Source organism: Cupriavidus sp. 01L415, assembly GCF_056400065.1.
The window spans coordinates 1-24,640 of the sequence record NZ_JBFTSP010000035.1 but is presented as its reverse complement, the minus strand read 5'-3'; the positions used below and the strand labels follow the sequence as shown (position 1 = coordinate 24,640).

At 64.2% G+C, this 24,640-nt stretch carries 21 protein-coding genes and 2 pseudogenes; 9 read left to right on the top strand and 14 right to left on the bottom strand.

Annotated features, from left to right (window positions below; all coding sequences use genetic code 11):
* Positions 1-139 precede the first annotated feature (139 nt).
* Positions 140-1,123: a Bug family tripartite tricarboxylate transporter substrate binding protein gene (locus AC1DOX_RS27675; protein WP_092137718.1), complete on the bottom strand. Its 984-nt coding sequence runs from the start codon at positions 1,121-1,123 to the stop codon at positions 140-142.
* Between the two features lie 103 nt (positions 1,124-1,226).
* Between AC1DOX_RS27675 and AC1DOX_RS27670 the strand changes: the two genes are divergently transcribed.
* Positions 1,227-2,042, top strand: coding sequence for an IclR family transcriptional regulator (locus AC1DOX_RS27670; RefSeq protein ID WP_441623881.1), 816 nt, complete (start codon positions 1,227-1,229; stop codon positions 2,040-2,042).
* A 24-nt stretch (positions 2,043-2,066) separates the two neighbouring features.
* On the opposite strand, the gene AC1DOX_RS27665 is transcribed toward AC1DOX_RS27670, so the two are convergent.
* Positions 2,067-2,774 (bottom strand): glutathione S-transferase N-terminal domain-containing protein, encoded by a 708-nt coding sequence (locus AC1DOX_RS27665; protein ID WP_441623883.1) that lies wholly within the window; start codon positions 2,772-2,774, stop codon positions 2,067-2,069.
* A 375-nt stretch (positions 2,775-3,149) separates the two neighbouring features.
* Between AC1DOX_RS27665 and AC1DOX_RS27660 the strand changes: the two genes are divergently transcribed.
* Positions 3,150-3,491, top strand: a complete 342-nt coding sequence (locus AC1DOX_RS27660) for a hypothetical protein (protein ID WP_477114077.1) — start codon at positions 3,150-3,152, stop codon at positions 3,489-3,491.
* Positions 3,492-3,753: 262 nt separating this feature from the next.
* Positions 3,754-4,371: a DUF5666 domain-containing protein gene (locus AC1DOX_RS27655; RefSeq protein WP_441623887.1), complete on the top strand. Its 618-nt coding sequence runs from the start codon at positions 3,754-3,756 to the stop codon at positions 4,369-4,371.
* A gap of 119 nt (positions 4,372-4,490) precedes the next feature.
* On the opposite strand, the gene AC1DOX_RS27650 is transcribed toward AC1DOX_RS27655, so the two are convergent.
* Together AC1DOX_RS27650 and AC1DOX_RS27645 are read right to left on the bottom strand one after the other, a co-directional pair.
* A complete protein-coding gene (locus AC1DOX_RS27650) occupies positions 4,491-5,333 on the bottom strand; it encodes a beta-keto acid cleavage family enzyme (protein ID WP_441623889.1) in 843 nt (280 codons plus the stop codon).
* A 19-nt stretch (positions 5,334-5,352) separates the two neighbouring features.
* A complete protein-coding gene (locus tag AC1DOX_RS27645) occupies positions 5,353-6,324 on the bottom strand; it encodes a 3-hydroxyacyl-CoA dehydrogenase family protein (protein WP_441623891.1) in 972 nt (323 codons plus the stop codon).
* Between the two features lie 98 nt (positions 6,325-6,422).
* On the opposite strand from AC1DOX_RS27645, the gene AC1DOX_RS27640 reads away from it, so the two are divergent.
* On the top strand, positions 6,423-7,337 hold the full coding sequence (locus tag AC1DOX_RS27640; RefSeq protein WP_441623893.1) for a LysR family transcriptional regulator: 915 nt from the start codon (positions 6,423-6,425) through the stop codon (positions 7,335-7,337).
* Between the two features lie 18 nt (positions 7,338-7,355).
* Here AC1DOX_RS27640 and AC1DOX_RS27635 read toward each other — a convergent pair whose 3' ends face one another.
* The gene (locus AC1DOX_RS27635) at positions 7,356-8,339 is read right to left on the bottom strand and encodes a Bug family tripartite tricarboxylate transporter substrate binding protein (protein WP_477114078.1); all 984 of its coding nucleotides are present in this window, start codon (positions 8,337-8,339) and stop codon (positions 7,356-7,358) included.
* A 231-nt stretch (positions 8,340-8,570) separates the two neighbouring features.
* Positions 8,571-9,761, bottom strand: a complete 1,191-nt coding sequence (locus AC1DOX_RS27630) for an MFS transporter (RefSeq protein ID WP_441623897.1) — start codon at positions 9,759-9,761, stop codon at positions 8,571-8,573.
* Between the two features lie 183 nt (positions 9,762-9,944).
* Between AC1DOX_RS27630 and AC1DOX_RS27625 the strand changes: the two genes are divergently transcribed.
* Complete coding sequence (locus tag AC1DOX_RS27625) at positions 9,945-10,907, top strand: GlxA family transcriptional regulator (RefSeq protein WP_441623899.1); 963 nt, start codon at positions 9,945-9,947, stop codon at positions 10,905-10,907.
* Positions 10,908-11,021: 114 nt separating this feature from the next.
* Positions 11,022-12,164, top strand: coding sequence for a 3-deoxy-7-phosphoheptulonate synthase (locus tag AC1DOX_RS27620; protein WP_441623901.1), 1,143 nt, complete (start codon positions 11,022-11,024; stop codon positions 12,162-12,164).
* A 72-nt stretch (positions 12,165-12,236) separates the two neighbouring features.
* Here AC1DOX_RS27620 and AC1DOX_RS27615 read toward each other — a convergent pair whose 3' ends face one another.
* The 3 genes from AC1DOX_RS27615 to hppD all read right to left on the bottom strand — a co-directional run bounded on the left by AC1DOX_RS27615 (position 12,237) and on the right by hppD (position 16,112).
* A complete protein-coding gene (locus tag AC1DOX_RS27615) occupies positions 12,237-13,433 on the bottom strand; it encodes an amino acid aminotransferase (protein ID WP_477114076.1) in 1,197 nt (398 codons plus the stop codon).
* Positions 13,434-13,487: 54 nt separating this feature from the next.
* Positions 13,488-14,879, bottom strand: a complete 1,392-nt coding sequence (locus AC1DOX_RS27610) for an amino acid permease (RefSeq protein WP_477114075.1) — start codon at positions 14,877-14,879, stop codon at positions 13,488-13,490.
* 159 nt (positions 14,880-15,038) lie between these two features.
* Positions 15,039-16,112: a 4-hydroxyphenylpyruvate dioxygenase gene (hppD, locus tag AC1DOX_RS27605; RefSeq protein WP_441623905.1), complete on the bottom strand. Its 1,074-nt coding sequence runs from the start codon at positions 16,110-16,112 to the stop codon at positions 15,039-15,041.
* A gap of 261 nt (positions 16,113-16,373) precedes the next feature.
* Here hppD and AC1DOX_RS27600 point away from each other — a divergent pair, with 261 nt between their 5' ends.
* On the top strand, positions 16,374-16,847 hold the full coding sequence (locus AC1DOX_RS27600) for an Lrp/AsnC family transcriptional regulator (RefSeq protein WP_092137733.1): 474 nt from the start codon (positions 16,374-16,376) through the stop codon (positions 16,845-16,847).
* 57 nt (positions 16,848-16,904) lie between these two features.
* Here the strand turns inward: AC1DOX_RS27600 and AC1DOX_RS27595 are convergent, their stop codons facing one another.
* Positions 16,905-18,332, bottom strand: coding sequence for an aldehyde dehydrogenase family protein (locus AC1DOX_RS27595; protein ID WP_441623908.1), 1,428 nt, complete (start codon positions 18,330-18,332; stop codon positions 16,905-16,907).
* A gap of 99 nt (positions 18,333-18,431) precedes the next feature.
* On the opposite strand from AC1DOX_RS27595, the gene AC1DOX_RS27590 reads away from it, so the two are divergent.
* Positions 18,432-19,352, top strand: a complete 921-nt coding sequence (locus AC1DOX_RS27590; RefSeq protein WP_441623910.1) for a LysR family transcriptional regulator — start codon at positions 18,432-18,434, stop codon at positions 19,350-19,352.
* Here the strand turns inward: AC1DOX_RS27590 and AC1DOX_RS27585 are convergent.
* Positions 19,349-19,693, bottom strand: coding sequence for a thioredoxin family protein (locus tag AC1DOX_RS27585; RefSeq protein WP_441623912.1), 345 nt, complete (start codon positions 19,691-19,693; stop codon positions 19,349-19,351). The two genes, AC1DOX_RS27590 and AC1DOX_RS27585, sit on opposite strands and share 4 nt — an antisense overlap.
* 109 nt (positions 19,694-19,802) lie before the next feature.
* Positions 19,803-22,199: a helicase C-terminal domain-containing protein gene (locus AC1DOX_RS27580; protein WP_477101604.1), complete on the bottom strand. Its 2,397-nt coding sequence runs from the start codon at positions 22,197-22,199 to the stop codon at positions 19,803-19,805.
* 224 nt (positions 22,200-22,423) lie between these two features.
* Here AC1DOX_RS27580 and xth point away from each other — a divergent pair.
* A pseudogene (xth, locus tag AC1DOX_RS27575) lies at positions 22,424-23,209 on the top strand (exodeoxyribonuclease III); the annotation flags it as partial.
* Between the two features lie 184 nt (positions 23,210-23,393).
* On the opposite strand, the gene AC1DOX_RS27570 reads toward xth, so the two are convergent.
* Positions 23,394-24,002: a TetR/AcrR family transcriptional regulator gene (locus tag AC1DOX_RS27570; RefSeq protein WP_441623916.1), complete on the bottom strand. Its 609-nt coding sequence runs from the start codon at positions 24,000-24,002 to the stop codon at positions 23,394-23,396.
* A gap of 210 nt (positions 24,003-24,212) precedes the next feature.
* Positions 24,213-24,640, bottom strand: a pseudogene (locus AC1DOX_RS27565) (copper resistance protein CopQ); the annotation flags it as partial.

Genomic DNA, 24,640 nt, shown 5'->3' with positions numbered 1-24,640 from the left:
CGGGTGGCCTTGGGGTGCTATCAGAATGAAGCGATAGCGGTCCTGGCTAGACGCGCGGCCGCAGGCAGTACAAGTAGTACGGCAAGCGAGTGTGGCAAACGCGGCAACGACGCCAGGATCTTTTTGAAACGACCGCTACTTAATCGAGGGAAATCTTCAGGTCCTGGATAAGCCGGGTCCAGCGCGTGGTCTCGCTGCGCAGCAGATCGGTGTATTGCGCGGGCGTGTTGCCCACCGGCTCCACGCCAAAGTCCACCAGCTTCTTGTTGACGCCGGGCTCCTTGATCGCGGCCACGACCTGCTTGTTCAGCGCGTTGATCACGTCCGGCGGCGTGGCCGACGGCACCACCATGCCGACCAGCGCGGCGGCTTCCACGTTCTTGTAGCCCAGTTCGGCGAAGGTCGGCACATCGGGCAGCTGCGGCAGGCGCGTGGCGTTGGCGACGGCCAGCGGGCGCACCTTGCCGCCCTTGATGAAACCGGCGCCGGCGGCGTAGTCGACCATCATCGCGGGAATCTGGCCGGCCGCGACGTCGGACAACGCGGGGGCGGCACCGCGATACGGCGCGTGAGTCATCGTCAGGTGGGCTTCCACCTTCAGCAGTTCCATGGCCAGGTGGTGCGGGCTACCGGCACCGGCGGACCCGTAGTTGATGCCGCCCGGGGTGGCCTTGACCTGTGCGATGAATTCCTGCGCGGTCTTGGCCTGGCTGCCCGGGCCAACCACCAGGATCATCGGGAAACGGCCCAGCAGCGTCACCGGCGCCAGGTCCTTGGTCGGGCTGTAGGAGAGCGTCTTGTACAGCGCCGGGTTGAAGACTAGCGTGCCGTTGTCTGCCGAGAGCACCGTGTAACCGTCCGCCGCGGCGCGTGCGGTTTCCGACGCGCCGATGGCCGTATTGCCGCCTGGCTTGTTGTCGACCACGACAGGCTGGCCAACCTTGGTCGACAGCCCCTGGCCGATGGTGCGGGCGAGGAAGTCCGAGCCGCCGCCAGCGGCGTAGGGCACGATCCAGCGGATCGGCTTGGCCGGATAGTTGTCGGCGGCATGGGCGGGCACGGCGGCAAGCAGCGAGAACGTGGCGGACGCGGCACACACGGCCGCAAGACGGTGGCGGGGCATATTGGGGCGGTCTCCTGGGTATTTGGCCGGATGGTGGGTGGCCTGTTTTGCGTAAATAATATACGCATTGCGTAATCGTTGAATGGGGGTTAACCTCAGCGCCATGTCGACCAAGCCCGACCTTTCCTCACCGGACGCCCGCCCCCGCGAGCGGCGCCAGCGCGTGCAGGCCGCCGAAACCGGCATGGCCGTGCTCAAGGGGCTGGCGCGCCTCGGCGGCCGGGCCAGCCTGACGGCCATCGCGACCCACGTCGACGAAAGCCCGGCCAAGGTGCATCGCTACCTCGCCAGCCTGATCGAGGCGGGGCTGGTGGCGCAGGAGAGCGGTACGCAGCAGTACCACCTGGGCATCGAGGCCTTGCAGATCGGTCTAGCGGCGATGCGGCAGGCGGACCCGATCCGGCTGGCCGAGGCGTCGCTGATCCGCCTGCGGGAGCGGCTGGAGGTCACGTGCTTTGTCTCGGTGATGGGCAACAAGGGGCCGACGATCATCCGGATCGAGGAGCCGGGGTTGCCGGTGACGGTCAACGTGCGGGCGGGCTCGGTGATGCCGCTGCTGTGGTCGGCCACCGGACGGGTGTTCCTGGGGATGCTCGGCGAGGCCAGCGTGCAGGCGCTGGCCAGGGCGGAACTGGAGGCGGCCACGCCGGATCAGCGCACCCAGCTGGACCCGGACGATCCGCTCGGCAAGCTGCGCGAGGCGGTATCGGCTGATGGCTGCGCAGCGGTGCGCGATACGAATCTGAAGGGAATCAGCGCAGTGGCGGCGCCCGTGCGCGACTACACGGGGCGCGTATGCGCGGTGCTGACGGCGCTCGGCGCCACCGGGGGATTCGACCCGTCCATCGACGGGCCGATTGGTCGTGCCGTGCGCGAGGAAGCCGCGGCGATCAGCACCTTGCTGGGCTACGCCGCCTGACGATCCGGCTTCGTCGCGTGAGGATTACTCGGGACGCTTGGGGATGTTGACCGCGCGCTGCACGGCCGGGCGGTCCAGGAAGGCGTGCAGCACGCGCGTGACCTCCGGGAAGTTCTTGATGCCGACCAGGTCGCCCGCCTCATAGAACCCCACGATATTGCGCACCCACGGGAACGTGGCCATGTCGGCGATGGTGTAGTCGTCGCCCATGATCCATGTGCGGCCCTTGAGCCGTTCGTTCAGCACATTTAGCAGGCGGCGCGATTCCGACGCATAGCGATCGCGCGGGCGCTTGTCCTCGTAATCCTTGCCGGCGAATTTGTGGAAGAAGCCCACCTGGCCGAACATCGGGCCGACGCCACCCATCTGGAACATGACCCACTGGATCATCTCGTAGCGGCCCGCCGCATCGGGGGGCAGGAACTTGCCCGTTTTCTCCGCCAGGTAGAGCAGGATCGCGCCGGATTCGAACAGCGCCAGCGGCTTGCCGCCCGGGCCGTCGGGGTCGATGATCGCCGGGATCTTGTTGTTCGGATTCAATGAAAGAAATTCCGGCGACATCTGGTCGTTCTTGTCGAAGCGCACCAGATGCGGCTCATAGGGCAGGCCGGTCTCTTCCAGCATCAGCGATACCTTGATGCCATTGGGGGTATTCAGCGAATACAGCTGCAGACGGTCCGGATGCTGCGCAGGCCATTTGCGGGTAATGGGGTAGGCGGACAAGTCTGCCATGAGGTCTCCTGGGGAAATACGCGAGGCAAATGGCGATGGTAAACCGTCCGCCGCATGTCTGCAGGCAACGACGCAGCGGCTTCACGCCGTGATGCAGCGCGCGGAAAAAGCGACGCGCGCGGCGTCGGATCGCCCTCACTTTCACACGCCATTCAGCCTCAGGCCATCACGATCCGGCGCGGATTGGCTGGGCCCGCGCATCCACGCATCCGCGCGATCGACGATCGCCATTCGCCGTGTAGGCAAGAATTTTTTGAACAAGTCATTCAGCGAGGCAGTGGTCACCCCGAAATCGGACTTGCTGGTATCGCGTAGCTCGACTAAGCTTCGTTCTACGACAATATGAGTCGTAGTTTGTGGCAACAGGAGAGCTACATGAAAAAGACTATTTCAATTCGCGCCTTATGTTTGGCGATGGGGCTGGCCGCCGGCGGTGCCTGGGCAGGAACCGGAGAGAACGTTCACGCGGGTGACCGGTATGGCTACGACTTCCGCACCACCACGCAGGCGGACACACCGCTGATCGTGGCCGGGCGCGACCTCACGGGTATTTCCGCCGCGCCGGGGCGGGGCACGGGTGTCGCCGACGAAGGGGAAGCCAGCAAGTATTCGGGACCGCCGTCCAAATCGATCCGATTGCTGGCGGGATGGGATCAGACCGGCCCGTCGGCCCCGCCTCGGCGCGTGGGCGACTTCAGTGCGGAGGCAAGTGCCTGACGGCAAGCGTGTTGCAGGCGTCTTGAAAGCAAGATGAAAGTTCGAGACTGTGTTGGGATCGCGATCGGCTGGCTGAGCATCTGCCTGCTCGGTGGCGCGATCGTGCAGGGGGTGGCGCGGGTGTTGGCAATGTAGTTGGGGTGGCAAATCGACGCGCGGCAAAGCTTCCGGTTTCCGGCTACGCTGTGGGCTCGGCGGAGCGTGGTGATGGGTCTTTTGACCGATCGCACCCCGTCGTCCCGATCGTCCTCCCGGAGATTCCATGTCAATGCTTCAACGCTTGTCAGCCTCGGGTGCCATCGCATCCGCGATGCTCGTGGCCATGCTGGCCACCCCCGCGTCCGCACACGCCCAGTCCGCCATGCGCGGCCAACTCGTCGCCGTCAGCGGCGACCAGATCAAGGTCCATACCCGTGAAGGAAAGGACGTCGACGTGGCTCTGACGAAGGACACCGTCGTGCGTGGCGTGGAGAACGCCGAGCCGAAGGACATCGCCTCCGGCAGCTATATCGGTACGGCGGCCATGCCGCAGGCCGATGGCAGTCTGCGCGCGCTGGAAGTCCACGTCTTTCCGCCAAGCCTGGCCGGCAGCGGCGCGGGGCATCGCCCGTGGGATCTGCGCGGAAACAGTTCGATGACCAACGGCACGGTCGGCAACGTGGTGGTCAGCCATGGGCGGACGATCACGGTCAAGTACCCGGAAGGGGAGAAGACGATCGTCGTCCCGCCCGAAGTGCCCGTGGTCAAGCTGGAGCCCGGCGATCGTTCGCTGCTGAAGACGGGCACGAACGTGGTGCTGTTTGCCAACAAGCAGGCCGATGGCACACTGGTCGCGCGGGCAATCTCCGCCGGCAAGAACGGCGTGGTGCCGCCGATGTAAGGCCGATGCGAGGGCCATCGCTCTCGCCCTCGCCCATCTCGTCCTGCAGCGACAGTTCGCCGCGCTGAAACAGAAACGCGAAGGGTCGGTTGATCATCGCTTCCGACCCCCGTGCAAGCTCAACGCACTTTGCTGTACAGGCGCCGCGCATCCGCGGCGTCAGCCAATGGCCTGCCCAGTACTCTCGCCCCCTCCGCAGCCTGTGCAACCAGTGCCGCGTTGCCGGGCGCGACCTTGCCATCGCGCAACTTCAGGTTGTTCTCAAAACCAACGCGAACGTGACCGCCCAACGCCGCGGCTGCAGTAGCACAGGCGTGTTCCTCACGACCGAAGGCACACATCGCCCAGGGCAGCGATTGATCGAAGGCTTGCAGAAAGGGCAGCAGATCACGCGGCGAAGACGTCTGACCTGCCGTGTAGCGCCCCAGCACGAACAGGACCGACCACGCCCCAGGCGGCATCAGGCCACGTTCGCGTAATGATTGCAGGCGTTGGACGTCGGCGACGTCGTAAAGGATGATCTGCGTCATCACGCCCTCGACCGCCAGCCACTGCAGAAATGCGGCAAGCTCACCCTCAGGGATGTCCGGCACGGCGATTTCGCGCAGGCCGATCGAGACCGCCTCTGGGCGCAATTCGCGCACCATCGCAATCTGTTCGCGCGCGCGATAGATCCCGGCGGCCTCGCTTGTTACCTGCACCAGCAACTCGTCGCCCACGGCCTGCTTCACCGCGGCCAGCGCGGTGCGATAGTCGGTGACATCGAGCGAATGGCGACCGTCTTCGCGGCGTACGTGCATGTGCATCATTGCCGCGCCGGCGTCCAGGCAGGCACGCGCCTCCGCTGCCAGCGCCGCCGGCGTCAACGGTACGGCGGAATGGTCGGCATGCGTCTTGTAGGCGCCGTTGGGCGCCACCGTGATAACCAGTGGCGATTCGGCCAGCAATACATTCTCACTCATGATTCTGTCTGGATTTGGCTCAGGGTTGGATCTCTGGCAGTTCTGCGGCGATCAGATCGAGGCCAGCGCGCAGCAGGCGGTCGTAGCGCGCTCTTTCCGCTTCGATGGCCTCGGGCGTCCAGCGATAGAACCCCTCTCCCTTCTTCATGCCATGTCGACCGCCGGAAGCACGCTCGCGCAGGCATTGCGCCGGTTGATCGGCATTGCAGAAGGTCGGATACATCGTCGCGGCGGCGGCCGCATGTACGTCGATGCCTGCATGATCGCGTTGCAGCACCGGCCCGGCGGCAAGAAAACGGAAGCCAAAACCGAACCGTACTGCGGCGTCTACATCTTCGGGCGAGGCAATACCCCGATCGATCATGTCGAACGCTTCGCGGGAAAGTGCGTGCTGCAGTCGATTGGCAAGGAAGCCGGGCAGGTCCTGCATGACCTTGACCGGTACCATGCCGCAGCGACGCATGAACGCGATCAGGGCGTCCGCGTTGCGCATGTCGCTGGCTTCGCCAAGCACCACCTCAACCAGTGGCACCAGATGCGCCGGCATAAAAAAATGTAGGCCGAGCATACGCTCGCGCGTGGGTAGCCCCGCACCGATGGCACTGATCGGAAAGCTGGAGCTGTTGCTGGTCAATATGGTGTGAGGCCGAGCCAGGCGCACCAATTGGGCGAACAATGCCTGCTTCAACTCCAGGCGCTCGGGGATGCATTCGATGACGAGGTCGACCGAGTTCCAGTCGATTGCATCCAGATCCTTTACCACCTGCAAGTCACGCGCACCAGCTTCGCGACCGATCGCCGCGAGATTGGCGCCGATCCTGGCCCGCAGCGCGGCGGCGGTTGTGGCATTCGGCTCGACAACCGTAGTCCGGCAGGACGTGCGGGTGAGTACCACCGCAACATCGGCGCCCATCGTGCCGCCGCCCACTACAACCGCATGCGCCGCGCCCGGGGTTGGAAGACCTGGTTGTTCCACGCTGCTTTCCTGCATTCCGCTCTCCTTGCTTGCCTGTTTTCCGTACTGAGGATTTCCTTGATCGATGGCGCAGACCGCTTTCTATAGAATGATCCAAAAAACGGATCAATGACATGAAGCTCAATCTGTCGATGCGCGACATCGAAACGATTCTTCTGCTTGGGCGCACGCTCAATTTCCGACAGGCTGCAACGCAATTGCACCTGTCGCAATCCGCGCTATCCACCCAGGTCCTCCGCATCGAGGAAGCACTGGGCGTGCGCCTGTTCGAACGAACCACGCGCACGGTGCGACTCACCGCCGCCGGCGAAGTCTTTATCCGGCAGTCCACCTATGTCCAGGCGGCCTTTCGCGAAGCGGTCGACGCGGTCACAGGCATCGCCAACGCAGAGCGTGGCAGCGTCGCGGTCGCGGCAATGCCCTCGCTGGCGGCCAAGGTGCTGCCGCGCGTGCTGATGACCTTTCACCGCGCGCACCCTGCGGTCACGCTCAAGGTTTTCGACACGCTATCCGGCCCCGCCTTCGATCTGGTACGGGCAGGCGAGGTCGACTTTGCCCTGACCGCAGCGGACCCGCAGCAAGCGGATCTGCAATACGAAGCCATGATGTCCGACCGCTTCGTACTCCTGATTCCGAAGGGGCACACGCTGGCACGCAGCAAGGGGGCGATTCGCTGGGCCGACACCGTTGACCTGCCCCATATCTCGATGACTCACCCAAGCAGCGTGCGGCAGTATGCGGAGTGGGCCTTCCTTCAGAATCGCATTCGTTTCCAGCCATCATTCGAGTCGGAGCGACTTCCGACGATCGCCGCGATGGTCGAGTGTGGTTTTGGTGTGGCGGCGTTGCCCGAGATCGCCGCAAGCACGGTGAGGCACCCAGGCATCGTCGAGCGACTGCTTACGGCACCGGTGGCGAAACGCTCCATCGGCCTGGTAACCGCCCGGAACCGGAGTCTTTCGCCAGCGGCTGCGGCGCTGCTGGGCACGCTGCGCGCGCATCTGGCCAAAGGCGACCCGCTGCGCTGACGTACCAGGGTCATGCCACTAATCGACGGTGGCACCGGTATCCCGAACAATCTTCCCAAGTCGCGTCGTCTCGCTGCGGATCAGCGCACCGAATGCCTCGGGCGTGCCACCAACCACCGGCGTCCCAATCGCCTCCCAGCGTGTGCGGAACTCCGGATCCTTGAAGATTTCGTTGATCACGCCGTTGAGCTTGTGCACGATGGCCTGCGGCGTTCCCGCCGGGGCTGCAATACCGTGCCACGCGACGAACTCGAAGCCTGGAAGGCCTGATTCCGCAAGCGTTGGCACATCTGGCAATGCCGGCGAACGGGTTTTGGTGCTGACCGCCAGCGGGCGCAGTTTGCTCGCCTTGATATAGGTCAGCGAACTGGCGAGGATATCGAACATGACCGGGACCTGACCACCCAGGACGTCATTCAGAGCGGGACCTGCCCCCTTGTAAGCGACGTGTTGCATCTTCGCGCCGACGGCGGTATTGAACAGTTCCCCGGCAAGATGCTGCGGGGTGCCATTGCCGGCCGAGGCAAAGCTATATTCGCCCGGCTTGTTTTTGGTCGCGGCAATGAACGATTTCACATCCTTGACCGAAGTACCAGGATTCACTTCCAGCACCAGCGGAAACGCGGAAATCTGTATGACCGGGGCCAGTTCGGTCAGCGGGTTGTACGACAGTTGCTTGTACAACGTCGGGTTGACCGCCATCGGGCCACTTGCGGCCAGCAGGATCGTATAGCCATCCGGTGCGGCCTTTGCCACCGCGCTCGTACCGATATTTCCCCCGGCCCCTGCGCGGTTTTCCACAACGACCGGCACCCCAAGCCGCGACTGCATGCTGGCTTGCAGCAGCCGCGCCATCAGGTCCGTAGGCCCGCCAGGCGGGTATGGCACAACAAAGTGAATCGGTTTGGACGGATAACCTTCAGCCGCCAATGCCACGCCATGCGTTCCGATGCCGGAAGCGATCAGCATGGCAAGCGAAACGAATCTGGCTGTCTTTTGCATGGTTGTCTCCACCTATCGTCCTTGTTATTGGGCGGAGTATAAGGGCCCCCGATTCATTCGTTAATTTGCATTTTTCGATCTATTGATCTCTGCTGTCTATCAAGCTACCCGCCACGGATTGATCAAGACCTCAACTTCAGGTTCCTCGCCGGATTCCGCCCGGTAGCTCAAGAGGTCAAGGGGCTGCCGCGTCGGATTTTTGCAGCCAACGCGGAATCGGGGGGCGACGAATCAGACAGGCTCGGCCTCGCGACTCACTGTCGCGTGAGGCTGCATGCGCGGCCGCTCCATGCAACGATGCGCGGCTGCGGCAAAAAAGAACGCCATCGTTATCAACGCGGCCGCGACGAGACTCAGGTACTGCGCGCCTATCGACCGGAGCACGACACCGCCAAGCACGCCTGAGCAGGCAAGTCCGATGTATGTGGCCGTATTGTTCAGGGCGAGCAGCAGTGGCGCCACATGCGGCGATAGTTGCACAAGTCGGTGTTGTTGCGGAACGATGAGCCCCCATCCGCATACCCCCCAGATGGCCAGCGCGATGGCAGCGCTGAACGGATGCGCGGCGGTCCACGGCAGCGCACAGAAATTGATGATGGCGATCCAAAGCATCGCATTGATGATGTTGCGGCTCTTGAACCGGTCCACGAGGCGGCCGGAGAGCAGGTTCCCGGCCGTCGCGGCGACGCCCCACAACAGGAACATGCCCGCGAGAATGCGTTCGTCGCCGCCCGTCACGGGCTCCAGCACCACGCCCGCATACGTGTAGACCATCAGGAAGCCGCCGAACGCGAATAGCGAAGTGAGCAAGGTCAGCGCGATCCGCATGTCGCGCACGGGGGCAAGCCGCTCTCGCAGCCTGACGGATGCGGGCAGGGGAACGGATGGCAGCATCGTCCAGACGCCGATCATCGCCACAATCCCGAGCGCGGTGACAAACCAGAGCGTCGACCTCCAGCCTCCGAATCCGCCGATAAAAGTGCCGATCGGCGAACCGAGGGCCGTTGCTCCGGTGAGGCCGGCCGTGACTGCGGCCAGCGCGCGGCCGCGTTTTTCAGGTGCGGCAAGCGCCGAGGCAACGCCCAATGCAGTCGGGGAAAACAGCGCGGCGCCAAATCCTGCCACGGCCCGGCTCACCAGAACCCAGTGCAAGTCGGTGGCGAGCGCAGTGAAGGCGTTGCCGACGACGAAAATGCCAAGCGCCGAAACGAGCAGAAGCTTGCGTGGCAAGTTGCCCGCCACGGCTGCCATCACTGGCGCAGCCACCGCATAGGTCAACGCATAACACGTCACCATGAGGCCCGCCAGGCTGACGGAGGTATGCAGCGACGCCGCGACGCCGGGAAGGATGCCGGCGACGACGAAGTTGTCGGTCCCCATTGCAAACATTCCCAGTGCCAGAATCAATAATCGACGATCCATACGAAAGTACTTTGCGAAATACGGTTGAAATTTGGGTTCCGGGGCGGCGATTGCCTCAAAGTCGGTGCCCAGTCACCGGCTCGGCCAGGCCGAGCCTTTGGCTGCCAGTCGAGCATAATCGTCGTTGACCACGTCTCAAATGTCATATATACCGTCAATTCAGGACATGAGATTGGGTATTCCATGCACACGATCGGCTTCGTCGTATTTCCAAACTTCTATCTGATGGGCCTGGCGGCAGTCACCGCGTTCGAAATGGCGAACGTCGTACTCGAAGAGCGTGCGTACGACGTGACGGTTCTGTCGGAGGAGGGCGGACTCGTGCTGTCGTCCGCAGGCATCCGGGTCGATTCGCAGCCCATCGGTGACACCGCCTTTGACACGGTCATGTTTGGCTCTGGTGTCGAGATTGACGTCGCTTCCGCAACGCTGACTGAATTCGTCAGGCGGTCGCTGAAGACGTCGAGGCGGATCGCGGCACCGTGCACGGGCGCCTTCATCTTGGCGCATGCGGGCGTCCTGGATGGCCGGCGCGCGACGACCCATTGGCGGTTCGCGCACGATCTGCAGCGCCACTTCCCGAAGATCGCTGTCGAGGAGGACCAGATTTTCATCGTGGACGGCCCGATCTGGACCTCCGCAGGCATGACGGCGACGATCGACATGGCGCTCGCCATGATTGAAAAGGACCACGGCCAGGACGTCTCGCGCGCGGTAGCGCGCAAGCTGGTGATCTACCATCGACGGACGGGCGGCCAGTCGCAGTTTTCGACACTGCTTGACCTGGAACCGAAGTCCGACAGGGTCCAGAAGGCCATCGACTACGCGAACTCCAATTTGCGCAACGCATTGACGGTCGACGAGCTTGCCGATGTCGCTGGGCTAAGCCCGCGCCAGTTTAGTCGGGCATTCAGCGCGGAGACCGGTCAGTCGCCCGCAAAGGCAGTCGAACACCTGCGCGTGGAAGCGGCGAGGCTTTTGCTGGAAAAAGGTCGTCTCTCGCTGGACGTGATCGCGCAGGAAGTCGGCTTGTCTGACCGGGAGCGAATGCGGCGCGCGTTCGTGCGCACCACCGGGCAACCACCGCAGGCGGTCCGCCGCCTGAGCAGGGACACTCGTGGGCCAGCGCCCACGGCTGTCGCTTAGAATCTTTCACCTCGTTGCCCGCTGCATGGCAGCGACAGAATTTCAGATTCCGCGGCCGAGCCTCACTTGCGGCCGCCGCAAGTCTCCTCTTTCCAGCTTTCCCAGGAGTTAGCCATGAACGATCCGCAGAAATCACCGCCCACGATTGCCGAGGGTTGGCAGACGCCGCCCGATCGCACCAGCGTGACGGATGACGCGCGCGTGGACGACATTATTCCGCTGCCTCCGCCAGAACACCTGATCCGTTTCTTTCCCATCCGCGGCACGCCGGTCGAAACACTGGTCACCCAGACGCGCCAGCGCATCTCGCGCATCCTGCATGGCGAGGATGACCGACTGCTTGTGATCATGGGGCCTTGCTCGATTCACGACCCGCAGGCGGCGCTCGAGTATGCACGGCGCTTGATGGAGGAGCGTCATCGTTTCGCGGATTCCCTGGAAATCGTGATGCGTGTGTACTTCGAGAAGCCCCGCACCACGGTAGGTTGGAAGGGACTCATTAATGATCCCTACCTGGACGAGAGCTATCGCATCGACGAGGGCCTGCGCATTGCGCGCAGCCTGCTGCTGGATATCAACCGCCTGGGATTGCCGGCGGCCGGTGAGTTCCTGGACGTGATTTCCCCGCAATACATCGGCGACCTGATTTGCTGGGGCGCGATTGGTGCCCGCACGACCGAAAGCCAGGTACACCGGGAACTGGCTTCCGGTATTTCGGCGCCGATTGGCTTCAAGAACGGCACCGACGGGAATATCAAGATTGCCATCGACGCTATCCAGGCCGCATCGCGTCCCCATCACTTCCTGGGGGTCCACAAGAACGGCCAGGTGGCGACGGTGCATACCAAGGGCAATCCGGATTGCCACGTCATCCTTCGGGGCGGCAAGGCTCCGAACTACGATGCGGAATCCGTAGCCGCCGCTTGCAGGGAACTGGCAGCAGCCGGACTGGGCCATTCGCTGATGGTGGATTGCAGCCATGCCAATAGCGCCAAGCAGCACCAGCGGCAGATCGACGTTGCGGGGGACGTGGCGCAACAAGTCAGTAGCGGCAGTGAATCGATCTTCGGGGTGATGGTCGAGAGCCATCTGCTCCCCGGCGCACAGAAATTTACCCCTGGCGAACACAGGCCGTCCGCATTGACATACGGGCAGAGCATCACGGATGCCTGCATCGGATGGGACGACTCGGTGGCAGTGCTGAACAAACTTAGCGAGGCGGTCAGTGCACGCCGCGAGCTGAATTCGAAGCCGTAGGCCGGACACCGCTGATGAACCAAAAAGAAAGCCACCCTCGTGGTGGCTTTCTTCATGGCAAAACGGCGTGGTTTAGTGCTTGAGCACCTGGCCGATCGCGTTGGCCACTACGCCCACATTGCGTTCGTTCAGGCCGGCCACGCACATGCGGCCCGAGCGCAGGACGTAGACGCCGTGTTCGGCCTTCAGGCGTTCCACCTGGTCGACGGACAGCCCCGTGTACGTGAACATGCCGCGCTGCGTGATGTAGCGCGACAGGGCTTCCCCCTTCACATGATCGCGCAGGTGGTCATGGATGGCCTGACGCATGCGGGCAATGCGCTGGCACATGGCGGCCAGTTCCTGCTCCCAGCTGGCGCGCAGCGACGGCGTGGTCAGCACGCGGGCCACCACGCGGGCGCCATGCGTCGGCGGGTTGCTGTAGTTGGCGCGCACGGCGCCGGTCAGCTGGCCCAGCACGCGGCTGGCTTCGTCGGCGCTCTGGCAGACCACGCTCAGGCCGCCGCAGCGCTCGCCATACAGCGAGAAGTTCTTCGAGAACGAGTTGGCCACCAGGCAGGGCACGTTCTGGCGGGCCAGTTCGCGCACGGCAAAGGCATCGTCGTCCAGGCCGGAACCAAAGCCCTGGTAAGCCATGTCGACGAACGGCAGGAGCTTGCGCGCCTTCAGTACGCCGATGACCTGGCGCCATTGGTCCTGGTTCAGGTCCACGCCCGTCGGGTTGTGGCAGCAGGCGTGCAGCAGCACGATGCCGCCTTGCGGAATGGCCTCGATCGCGGCCAGCATGGCGTCGAACTTCAGCCCGCCGGTGGCCGGATCGTAGTACGGATAGGTGTTGACCTTGAAGCCCGCGCGCTCGAAGACCACACGGTGGTTCTCCCAGCTCGGATCGCTGATCCACATTTCCGCGGTGGGGAAATAGCGCTTCAGGAAATCGGCACCCACGCGCAGCGCGCCGGAGCCGCCCAGCGTCTGCACGGTGGCGACACGGCCTTCTGCACGGGGGACGCAGTCATAGCCGAATACCAGGGCTTGCACGGCCTGGCGGTAGCCGGGAATGCCGGCCATCGGCAGGTACGGGCGCGGACCCATGTCCGACAACAACGCCGTCTCCGCCTCGGCCACGGCCTGCATGACGGGCAGGCGTCCCTCGTCGTCAAAATAGATGCCGATGCTCAGGTTGACCTTGTTGGTACGCGGGTCCTGCTGGAAGTCCTCGTTGAGCGAGAGGATCGGATCGCCCGGGAAGGCTTCGATGTGTTCGAACATGGGATGGAATCTGGCTGGTGGTTCAGGGGCGACGGCCGTGGGCCGCCGCGCGTCTTACTGCGTCTGGACGCCGGTGGCGGGCAGGGCCGAACCGGCATTCTTCTGCCGGAGCCGATAGCTTACGCCAAGTACGGCCAGCCACACAGGGATCAGGTACACCGAGATCCGCAGGCCGGGCGTCAGGTACATCACGTACAGGATACCCGCCAGGAACGCCAGCGTCAGGTAGTTGGTCAGCGGGTAGCCCAGGCTCTGGAAGCGCGTGGTCTGGCCGGCGGCACGCTTGTCGCGGCGGAACTTCAGGTGGATGAGGCTGATCATCGCCCAGTTGATGATGAGCGCCGACACCACCAGGCCCATCAGCAGTTCAAATGCTTCGCCAGGCATGAAGTAGTTGATCAGCACGCAGGCGCCGGTCGCCAGCGCGGACACGGCCAGTGCGGCCAGCGGAATGCCGCGGCGGTTCACCTTCATCAGCGCCTTGGGGGCATTGCCTTGTTGCGCCAGGCCCAGCAGCATGCGGCTGTTGCAATAGACGCCGCTGTTGTAGACCGACAGCGCCGCCGTCAGCACCACGATGTTCAGGACATGGGCCACGAGGTTGCTGTTCATCGCGTCGAAGATCAACACGAAGGGGCTGCCGCCGGTGACGACCTTTTCCCATGGGTACAGCGACAGCAGCACGGCCAGCGCGCCCACATAGAAGATCAGGATGCGGTAGATGACCTGGTTGGTCGCCTTCGGGATGCTCTTCTCGGGGTTGTCGGCTTCCGCCGCGGTAATGCCCACTAGTTCCAGTCCGCCGAACGAGAACATGATCACGGCCATCGCCATCACCAGGCCGCCGAAGCCGTTCGGGAAGAAGCCGCCGTGCTGCCACAGGTTGGCCACCGAGGCTTCCGGTCCCGCATGGCCCGAGACCAGCAGGTAGCCGCCAAAGCCGATCATGCCGACGATGGCCGCGACCTTGATGATCGAGAACCAGAATTCCATCTCGCCGAAGGACTTCACGCTGGCGAGGTTGATGGCGTTGATGATCAGGAAGAACGCCAGCGCGGAAATCCACGTCGGGATGCCCGGCCACCAGTACTGAACATAGATGCCCACTGCCGACAGCTCGGCCATGCTCACCAGGATATAAAGCACCCAGTAGTTCCAGCCGGACATGAAGCCGGCGAAATGGCCGCAATACTTGTTGGCGAAGTAGCTGAAGGACCCGGCGACGGGTTCATCCACCACCATCTCGCCCAGCTGGCGCATGATGAAGAAGGCGAYGATSCCSGCCACSGCRTAGCCGAGCAGGACCGARGGGCCKGCCATCTTGATGGTCTGGGCGATGCCCAGGAACAGCCCGGTGCCGATGGCGCCGCCAAGCGCAATCAGCTGGATGTGACGATTCTTTAGGCCGCGTTGGAGCGTGCCGTCTGTCTCTTGTACAGCGTGCATGGAGTTGTGTCCTCTACCCATTCTTGTGGAATGTCGGGCGCGTCTCTTGGCGTGGACGCTTTGAAAAGACCGCCGACGCGGGTGGCGCCGGCGGCGGGGAAGGTGCCGGCGCCCCGGGAGGACGCCGGCCCAGGTAAAACTTGGGTCCGGAGGGGGCGCTCAGACCTTCAGGGTGCCGCGCTCGATCTGGTCACGCTCGAGCGATTCGAACAGCGCCTTGAAGTTGCCTTCGCCAAAGCCGTCGTCGCCACCGCGCTGGATGTATTCGAAGAAGACTGGGCCCAGGGCGGCCTTCGAGAAGATTTGCAGCAGCAGGCGGGGCTTGCCACCTTCGGTGGTGCCATCGAGCAGGATGCCGCGCGCCTTGAGCTGGTCCACCGGCTGGCCGTGGCCCGGCAGGCGGTTTTCCAGCGCCTGGTAGTAGTAATCGTTCGGCGCGGTCATCAGCTCCACGCCGGCCATCTGCAGCCTGTCGATGACTTCGATCAGGTTGTCCGTCAGGAAGGCGATATGCTGGATGCCCTCGCCGTTGAACGCCATCAGGAATTCTTCGATCTGGCCGCTGCCCTTGGAGGATTCTTCGTTCAGCGGAATGCGGATCTTGCCGTCGGGCGCGGTCATCGCCTTCGAGGTCAGGCCGGTGTACTCGCCCTGGATGTCGAAGTAGCGGATTTCGCGGAAGTTGAACAGGCGTTCATAGAAGTTGGCCCAGTACGCCATGCGGCCACGGTAGACGTTGTGCGTCAGGTGGTCGACCAGCTTCAGGCCGTGGCCCACGGGGTGGCGGTCCACGCCTTCAAGGTATTCGAAGTCGATGTCATAGATCGACTTGCCTTCCTCGAAGCGGTCGATCAGGTACAGCGGCGCGCCGCCAATGCCCTTGATGGCGGGCAGGCGCAGCTCCATCGGACCGGTGGCGATCTCCACCGGCTGCGCGCCCAGCATCAGTGCGCGGGCATACGCCTTGTGCGAATCCTTGACGCGAAACGCCATGCCGCAGGCGCTGGGGCCGTGCTCGGCGGCGAAATAGGCGGCTTCGCTGCTCGGTTCGTTGTTGATGATGAAGTTGATCTCGCCCTGGCGGTACAGCAGCACATCCTTAGAGCGGTGGCGGGCCACCAGCGAGAAGCCCATTCTCTCGAACAGGGGTTCCAGGACGTTGGGCGTGGGGGACGCGAATTCAACGAACTCGAAGCCCATCAATTGCATCGGGTTTTCAAAGAGGTCGGCCATGGTGTGCTCTGCAGGGAAGTGGGGGCTAGGGGAAATAATATTTCGGGCAACCGGCACGAAGAGATCGATGCGCGGCTTCCGCCGGCGGCGAGGAATGAGGGGCTCGGAGGGGGGCTCTGAGCACTTCGGGGCGCTTCCAACGCTGCCTGAACTGGGATTGAGTGTATATGTCGCCCAGCTAAATAGGATTTCGTTAGGCACGCAGGGAAACCCTGAAATATGAGATAAAATTTCGCGAAACTACGTTTCCAGGAAACGCGAATGCAAAATCCTGAGCTGGATCGCACGGACCGCCGCTTGCTGGGGGTCCTGCAGGAACATGGCCGGGCCTCCAATCTGGAGCTGGCGGAGGCAATCAGCCTGTCGCCCGCGCAGACATTGCGGCGCCACCGCCGCCTGGAGGAGAGCGGCATCATCAAGCGCTACGAGGCGCGGCTGGACAGCACGGCACTTGGGTTTGGCGTGACGGCCTTTATCCATGTGACGATGGAGCGCGGCCACATTCGCGACCTGTCCAAGTTCAAGGGGCTCGTGGCGGAGCTGGCGCAGATCCAGGAGTGCTTTTCCGTGACCGGCGACATCGACTACGTGCTCAAGGTCGTGGCGAAGGATCTGAAGTCGCTGTCCGACTTCCTGCTGGATACGCTGATGCGCATCCCGGGCGTGAGCGGAGTGAAGTCCAGCGTATGCCTGGACGAGATCAAGTGCACCAGTGCGATGCCGCTGGAGCTGTGAGCGCCGGCGGCATCACCGCCACCACCGGACGTCGAACGCCGCCACTCAAGCCACCATTCAAGCCGCCAGCACGCCCAGCGTGGCCTTGGGCTCCAGGTAGGCTTCCAGCCCGTGCACGCCGTATTCCCGGCCGATGCCCGATTGCTTGAAGCCGCCAAACGGGGCCGCCGGTTCGTGCGCGAGCGTATTCACCAGCACACGGCCGGCCTCGATGCGTGCCGCCACCCGGCGCGCACGCGTGAGATCGGTGCCGGCGACATAGCCCTGCAGCCCATATGTCGTGTCGTTGGCGATCGCCACGGCGTCTTCCTCGTCGCGGTACGCGATAATCGACAGCACCGGGCCGAAGATCTCCTCGCGCGCAATCGCCATGCCGTTGCGGACGTTGGTGAACACGGTCGGCCGCACGAACCAGCCGGTCTTCCTGCCATCCGGGCGGCCCTCGCCGCCAGTCAATAGCGTTGCCCCTTCCCGAATGCCCATGCCGATATAGCGCTGCACGCGCTCCCACTGCTTCTGGCTGACCATCGGGCCGATGACCGTCGTGGGATCGGTGGGATCGCCCGAGCGGAACTGGCCGATGGCGTCTCGCACATGGGCCTCGAACTCGGCCAGCCGGCTCGCCGGCACCAGGATGCGCGTGCCTGCAACGCACGCCTGCCCGCTGTTCATGAATCCCGCGTTCAGTGCCAGCGGCACGGCCTGCGCAAAGTCCGCGTCGTCGAGGACGACGAATGGCGACTTGCCGCCCAGTTCCAGCGTCACGCGCTTGAGCGTCTCGGCCCCGGTACGAACGATGCCCTTGCCGACAGCCGTCGATCCCGTGAACGAGATCTTGGCCACATCGGGATGCGCGACGATCTCGGCGCCGACCACATCGCCGCGGCCCGTGACGATATTGAACACGCCCGGCGGCAAGCCGGCCTGATGCAGCGCCTCGGTCACGATGCGCGTCTGGATCGCGCTCATCTCGCTGGGCTTGATGACCGCCGTGCATCCCGCTGCGATGGCCATGGCGAGCTTGCCGCAGAGAAAGCCGGCATTGCTGTTCCACGGCGTGATCAGTCCGGCCACGCCCATCGGCTGCATCGTGACCTCGGCCGTGCCGGCGCGGTGCGTGAAATCGTAATCGCGCAGCACGTTGGCGGCGTCCAGCAGCACGCTGGACGCATGCTGGGTCATCCATTGCGCACGGCTGACCGGCGCGCCGTATTCCTCGACGACCGCTGCCAGCAGATCCTGCTCGCGCGCGCGCACCGCCTCGTGCATGCGATGCAGCCACGCGATGCGATCGGCTTTCGTCGTGCGTGCCATGACCGGAAGCGCCTGTTTCGCGGCGGCGATGGCGCGGCGCGTGTCGAGCACGTCGGCTAGCCGTACGCGTCCGATGACCTGTTCGGTGGCGGGGTTGAAGAGGTCAAACCACTCCTCGCCGTGCGGGGTGACGAAGGCGCCGTCGATATAGATCTGTTCGATGTGCTGCATGAGGACTCCGATGCATGGAAACGTATCCGCAGCATACGAATGCGCCATTGACCCGTCTAGCCATACAATTTCGGATGAATCGTTGAATGGATCGGGATAATGCAGACTTCCGGATTGAATGAACTGGAGGCCGTGCTGGCGGTGGCGCGGCATCGGAGCTTTCGCGCGGCGGCAACGGAGCTGGGCATGTCGACGTCGGCGCTGTCCCACGCGATTGCCGCGCTGGAAGGGCGCGTTGGCGTGCGGCTGTTCAATCGCACCACGCGCAGCGTGTCGCTGTCGGAGGCCGGCGCGCAGTTTGTGGAAAGCATTGCGCCCGCGCTGGTCGCCATTCGCGATGCCATGACGCAGGCCGGCAGCTTCGGCACCACCCCGGCGGGGACGTTGCGGATCAATACCTCGGTCGGCGCCGCGCGCCAGACCATGGCTCTCTTCATCGACTACCTGCGTCGCTATCCGGAGATGAAGCTGGATATCGTCACCGAAGGCCGCCTTATCGACATCGTCGTGGAAGGCTTCGACGCGGGGATCCGGCTGGCGGAAGCCGTGCCACAGGACATGATCGCCGTGCCGATCGGTGGCGGCCAGCGGCTGATCGTGGTCGGCAGCCCGGACTACCTGGCCGCGCATCCGGCGCCCCGCACGCCGGCGGACCTGATGCAGCATCGTTGCATCCGCACGCGGATGCCTAGCGGCGCGCTGTATCGCTGGGAGTTCTCGCGCCACAACGCGTCGATGGAGGTAGATGTGCCCGGCTCGCTAACGCTGGATGACGCCACGCTGATCCATGACGCCGCGCGCGCCGGCATGGGGCTTGCGCTACTGAGCGTGTGGAACGTAGCCGCCGATCTGGCCGCTGGCACGCTGGTCGAGGTCCTGGCGGACTGGACGCCGCCATTCGGGCCGCTGTGTCTTTACTATCCCGGCCGGCGGCACATACCGGCCGGATTGCGTGCGCTGATCGACATGATCCGCGCGCGCGGCGATGGCCCTGCAGGCTTGACGGCAGGCACCGCCTAGTACGTGGTGGCGGCCTGGCCGTCGATCTGGGCCATGGCGCTGGCAATCGCCTGCGCGTCATCCGGGCGGACCAGCCGCGCCACCTCCTGTCCGTCACGCAGGAAAATCAGCGTGGGCCACAGCTTGATGCGAAAGGAACGTCCCAGTGGCCGGCCGCTGCCGTCTTCCACCTTGATATGGCGGATGGACGGGTGGTGGCCGAAGGCGGTTTCGATCAAGGGCTGTGCTCGCATGCAGAAGCCGCACCACGGCGCGCCAAATTCCAGCAGCGTGGCGCCGGGCATGGTATCGATGTCGGCACGTGTCGGCTCGGTGGTGGCGAAATCTTTGGTCATGCTCATCGATGATTCTCCTTTTGGGGCGCGGATCTGGATACGTTGCGGGCAAGCGAATAACACGCCAGCGCATCGGGTAGCGACGATTGCGTCATTCTGCCAGTGACAGCCGTTTTCAGTTTGCCGGGAAGTTGTCGATTCCGGCCATCGACGTGCCAGATTGACCCGTGGAAGGCCCCGGGGTCGGCGAGATTTCCCACCACGCTGGCAGCAAGGCGCGGACTTCTGCGCGGCCAAAGCGATCATCGATCAGCCAGACCACGCCGCGATCCTGCTGGGTGCGGATCACGCGTCCGGCGGCCTGCACCACCTTGCGCAACCCGGGATACAGATAAGCGTACGCGTAGCCGAGGCCAAAGCCGCTCTCCATCCGCGCGCGCAGTTGCTCGTTGACCGGATTGATCTGCGGCAGCCCCAACGTGGCGACGAACGCCCCGATCAGGCGGTCTCCCGGCAGGTCCACGCCTTCCGAAAACACCCCGCCCAATACCGCAAAGCCGATGCCGCAGCCGCCGGGCACGAATGCATCGAGGAAGGCCGCCTGGCTGGCCTCGTCCATGCCGCGGGCCTGGCACCAGATCGGAATGTCCGGATACCGCGCAGCCAGCATTGCGGCCGCCTGCTGCAGGTAGTCGTGGCTGCTGAAGAAGGCCAGGTAGTTGCCGGGCCGCGCCGCATACTGCCCCGCCATGAGTTCGACGATCGCGGGCAGCGATTGCTGGCGTTGCGTGTAGAGCGTGGAGATATGCCGTGCGATATGGACGCGGAGCTGTTCGGCGTGGAAGGGCGACGGGACTTCCACCCACGCCGTGGTCGCCGGCAAGCCGAGCATGTCCGCGTAGTAGCGCTCCGGCTGCAGCGTGGCCGAAAACAGCGAGGTCGAATGCGCGCCGGCAAACCGTGGTCGCAGGAACGGCGCTGGGAGCAGGTTGCGGATGCACAGTTGGGCGTTCACGCCGCTGCGCAGGCGCGGCGTGCGCGTGATGTCGAACAGGGAATGCTTGCCGCCGTGCTCGGACATCTGCTCGGCCAGGCGCAGGAAGTGCAGGGCGTCGAAATAGAAGCGCTCCAGCGTGGCGTCATGCTGGCCCGGGTTTGCACTCATGAATTCGACGATGGCACCGCAAAGCTGCGCGAGGGCATCGACAAAGGGCGCCGGGGCCGTGTCGTGGGTTTCATAGGCCGCGTCGCTGTCCTTGGCCAGCGCGCGCCATTGCCGGTTGAGGCGATCCATCGGCCGCGCCAGCACCCCCGGCGCCGACTGCCGCACGGCACGGAACGAGAGGTGATCGAGCGTCGCCGTGTACATGGCGCGACCGCGCTCGACGAGGTTGTGGGCTTCGTCGACCAGCACACTGACGCGCCAGTCGTTGAGGGCCGTCAGCGCGTAGAGCATCGCGCTGCGGTCGAAGAAGTAGTTGTAGTCCGCCACCACCACATCGCTCCAGCGGATCATCTCCTGCGCGAGGTAGTAGGGACAGACGTCATGCGCGCGAGCGATGGTGCGCACGGCTTCGCGATCCAGGACGGGGGCTGTGCTGGCTGCCTCGCGTGCCGCCGGCAGGCGATCATAGAATCCACGCGCCAGCGGGCAGGATTCGCCGTGGCAGGCCAGCGACGGATGCTCGCACGACTTGTCCCGGGCCATCAGTTCCAGCACACGCAGCGGCGCGGGGCGGTCATCGCCGCGCACATCGTGGTGTATATCGCGCAGGTTAGCAGTGGCCTGCAATGCCACGGCGCGTCCGGTCGAACGCGCGGAGAGGAAGAACAGCTTGTCGATTTGCTGCGACGGCATCGCCTTCAGCGCCGGAAAGACCGTGCCGATCGATTTGCCGATACCGGTGGGCGCCTGTGCCAGCAGCGTCCGCGCGGACACATTGGCCTTGTAGATGGATTCGGCCAGCGTGCGCTGCCCGGGGCGAAAATCGCCGTGCGGAAAGGCCAATGCGACCAGACCGGCATCGCGTGCCTGGCGATGCGCGATCTCACGCTCGGCCCAGCGCAGGAAGCGCCGGCAACTGTCCTCGAAAAATGCGCGCAGCGTGGCGGCGTCAAAGCGCTCCTGCAGCGTGCGCTCGCGCTGGCTCAGGATGTCGAAATAAACGATGGCGATCTCGATGTCGGCCAGGCCGCGCGCTTCGCACAGCAGCCAGCCGTAGATCTTTGCCTGCGCCCAGTGCAGGGCGCGATGGTTGTCGGGGACCTCGACGGCTTCGCCACGTACGGTCTTGATTTCCTCGAGCCGGTTGGCTGCCGGATCGTACCCGTCGGCGCGGCCGCGCACGCGCAAGCCGCCGAACATGCCGGACAGCGAGACCTCCGTTTCATAACCGGGACCACGGCGGCCCGTCACGACGCCGTGTCCTGCCACGCCTTCCTGAGCAGTGGGCGACGGCGTGAAGCGCAGGTCGAGATCCCCCGCCTTGGCGGTGAATTCGCAAAGCGTGCGCACGGCCACGACGTAGCGGGGCGTGGTCTCCGGAGTGAGCGGGCAGGAGGTGGTGGACAAGGCGCAAAAAACGGGGTGGCGAAAGAACTGTATGAATATACAGTGTCCATCGCCGAAGTGAAGGCCGCCTGGGATGGATGTGCATGCGGCGCCGCGTAGCTGGAAGGAGTCGTGCGGCGGGTTGTGGCGCGCATGCCGATGCGCCATAGAATCGTGCGCGCGGCGGTGCATCCGCCGGCAAGAACGCGCATCGTTGCCAACGTCTTTACAGGGAGCCCACTCCGATGCCTCGCCTGAAAATCGCCACGTTCAATATCAACGGCATTCGCACGCGCTTGCCGGCGCTGCTGGCGTGGCTTGCGCGGGAATCGCCTGACGTAGTCTGCCTGCAGGAGCTGAAGACCGTCGATGCGGCGTTTCCGATCGATGAGATTCGTGCGGCGGGCTATGGTGCGATCTGGCACGGGCAGAAATCATGGAACGGTGTGGCGATCCTGGCGAAGGATGCGGATCCGATCGAAGCGCGGCGCGGCTTGCCTGGCGCGGAAGACGACAGCCAGAGCCGCTATCTGGAAGCGGCAGTCAATGGCGTGCTGGTGGCCTGCCTCTACTTGCCCAACGGCAACCCGCAACCGGGGCCCAAGTTCGACTACAAGCTGGCATGGTTCGAACGGCTCATTCGCCACGCGGCGGGCCTGTTGGACTCCGGGCATCCGGTGGTGCTGGCGGGGGACTTCAATGTGGTGCCGACCGATGAGGATATCTACAACCCGCGCTCCTGGCTCAAGGATGCGTTGCTGCAGCCGGAAAGCCGCGAATGCTATCGACGCTTGCTGGCGCAGGGCTGGACCGATGCATTGCGTACGCGCTTTCCGGGCGAGCGGGTCTATACGTTCTGGGACTATTTCCGCCAGCACTGGCAGACCAACTCGGGCTTGCGGATCGACCATCTGCTGCTGAGCGTCGACCTGGCGCCGCGCATGCGGGACGCCGGCGTGGACAAGTGGGTGCGAGGCGAGGAGCGGGCGAGCGACCATGCGCCCGCATGGGTCGAGCTGGAGACAGGCGCGATGAAGGCGTCGCCCGCGAAAGACAAGACCGCGAAGACTACGGCGGCCGGCAAGACCGCGGTAAAGACGGCCATCGTCAAGAAGGCTGCAACCGGGAAAGCGCCGGCGACGACGGCTGCATCCAAAAAAGCAAAGGCGCCCGTCGCGAAACGACGGGCGCCACATATTCGATTCAGTCGATGATTTAAGCGGTCACGGCTTCCGGTTCTCGGGCGGCCGCCTGCTGCGTATCGCTGACCGCGCCAAGCAACATGTCCGCTGCAGCATCCAGCCTGTCCGTCGAGCCCGACATCCGGGCCGTGATGAGACCATTCTGGATCGCGCCATAGAGCACCTTGGCCAGCGCCTGCGGCGGTACCGGATACGGGCGTCCGCGTTCGGACTCGGCCCGCTTCAGCAGGCCCGTGATCCACGCTTCATTCATGCTGAAGTGTTCCTTCAGCAAGGCGCGTACCGATTCCGGCAGCGCCATCACTTCGGCGGACAGCATGCCGGCCAGGCAAACCTGTCCACCCTCGATGCCATTGCGTAGCGGCTGGATATATTGCCGGGCCTGCTCGGCCAGCGGCATATCGGTTTCGATGGACTGGAGGCGCGCAGACAGGCTTTCGCGATACAGCCGGACCACTTCCAGCACCAGATCGTCCTTGGACGGGAAGTAATAGTGGATGCTCGATGTCTTGACGCCCACGAGGTCCGCGAGGTCGCGATAGCTGAAGCCGTTATAGCCCCTGCGCCGAATCAGCACGGAAGCGTGCTCAAGCAGTTGTTCGCGTACAGGTTGCGTTTTCATGGCGACTGTCTCCTTGTGGGAGAACTCTCCGGTTCTTGTCGATATCTCTTATGCAGACAGCGACTGCGCGACAAGCGAAAGCACCGATCCGCTGGCAATACAAAGGACAACCCATCCGCCCAGGATCAGGGCACTGTCACGCAAACTCATGATGAAACTCCAGATACAGGGTCAGGCAGTTGGCCCGGTATCGCTACCGGGCCGCGGACTTCAGGCGTTGGCGCCGTCGGTGAACACGTCGAAGCTGCGCGAGGGTTCGCTCGATACGCCGGTGCGATCCAGACCGGCAACGATGCGGGCACCATCCGTGTAGGGATCGAACTTGCCGGCGCGGGCGCCGTCAGTGAAGGAGTCAACCGTACGGGCCGGGCTGGCCGATACACCTACGCGATCCAGGCCGGCGACGGTGCGTGCGCCATCGGTGTACGGGTCGGTCTTGCCGACACGGGCACCGTCGGTGAACACGTCGAAGCTGCGCGAGGGTTCGCTCGATACACCGGTGCGATCCAGACCGGCGACGATGCGGGCACCATCGGTGTAGGGGTCGGTCTTGCCGACACGGGCGCCGTCGGTGAACGGGCTACGTTGGTCGTTCACGCGGGCGCCGTCGGTGAAGGTGCTGCGGGCGTCGTTCACGC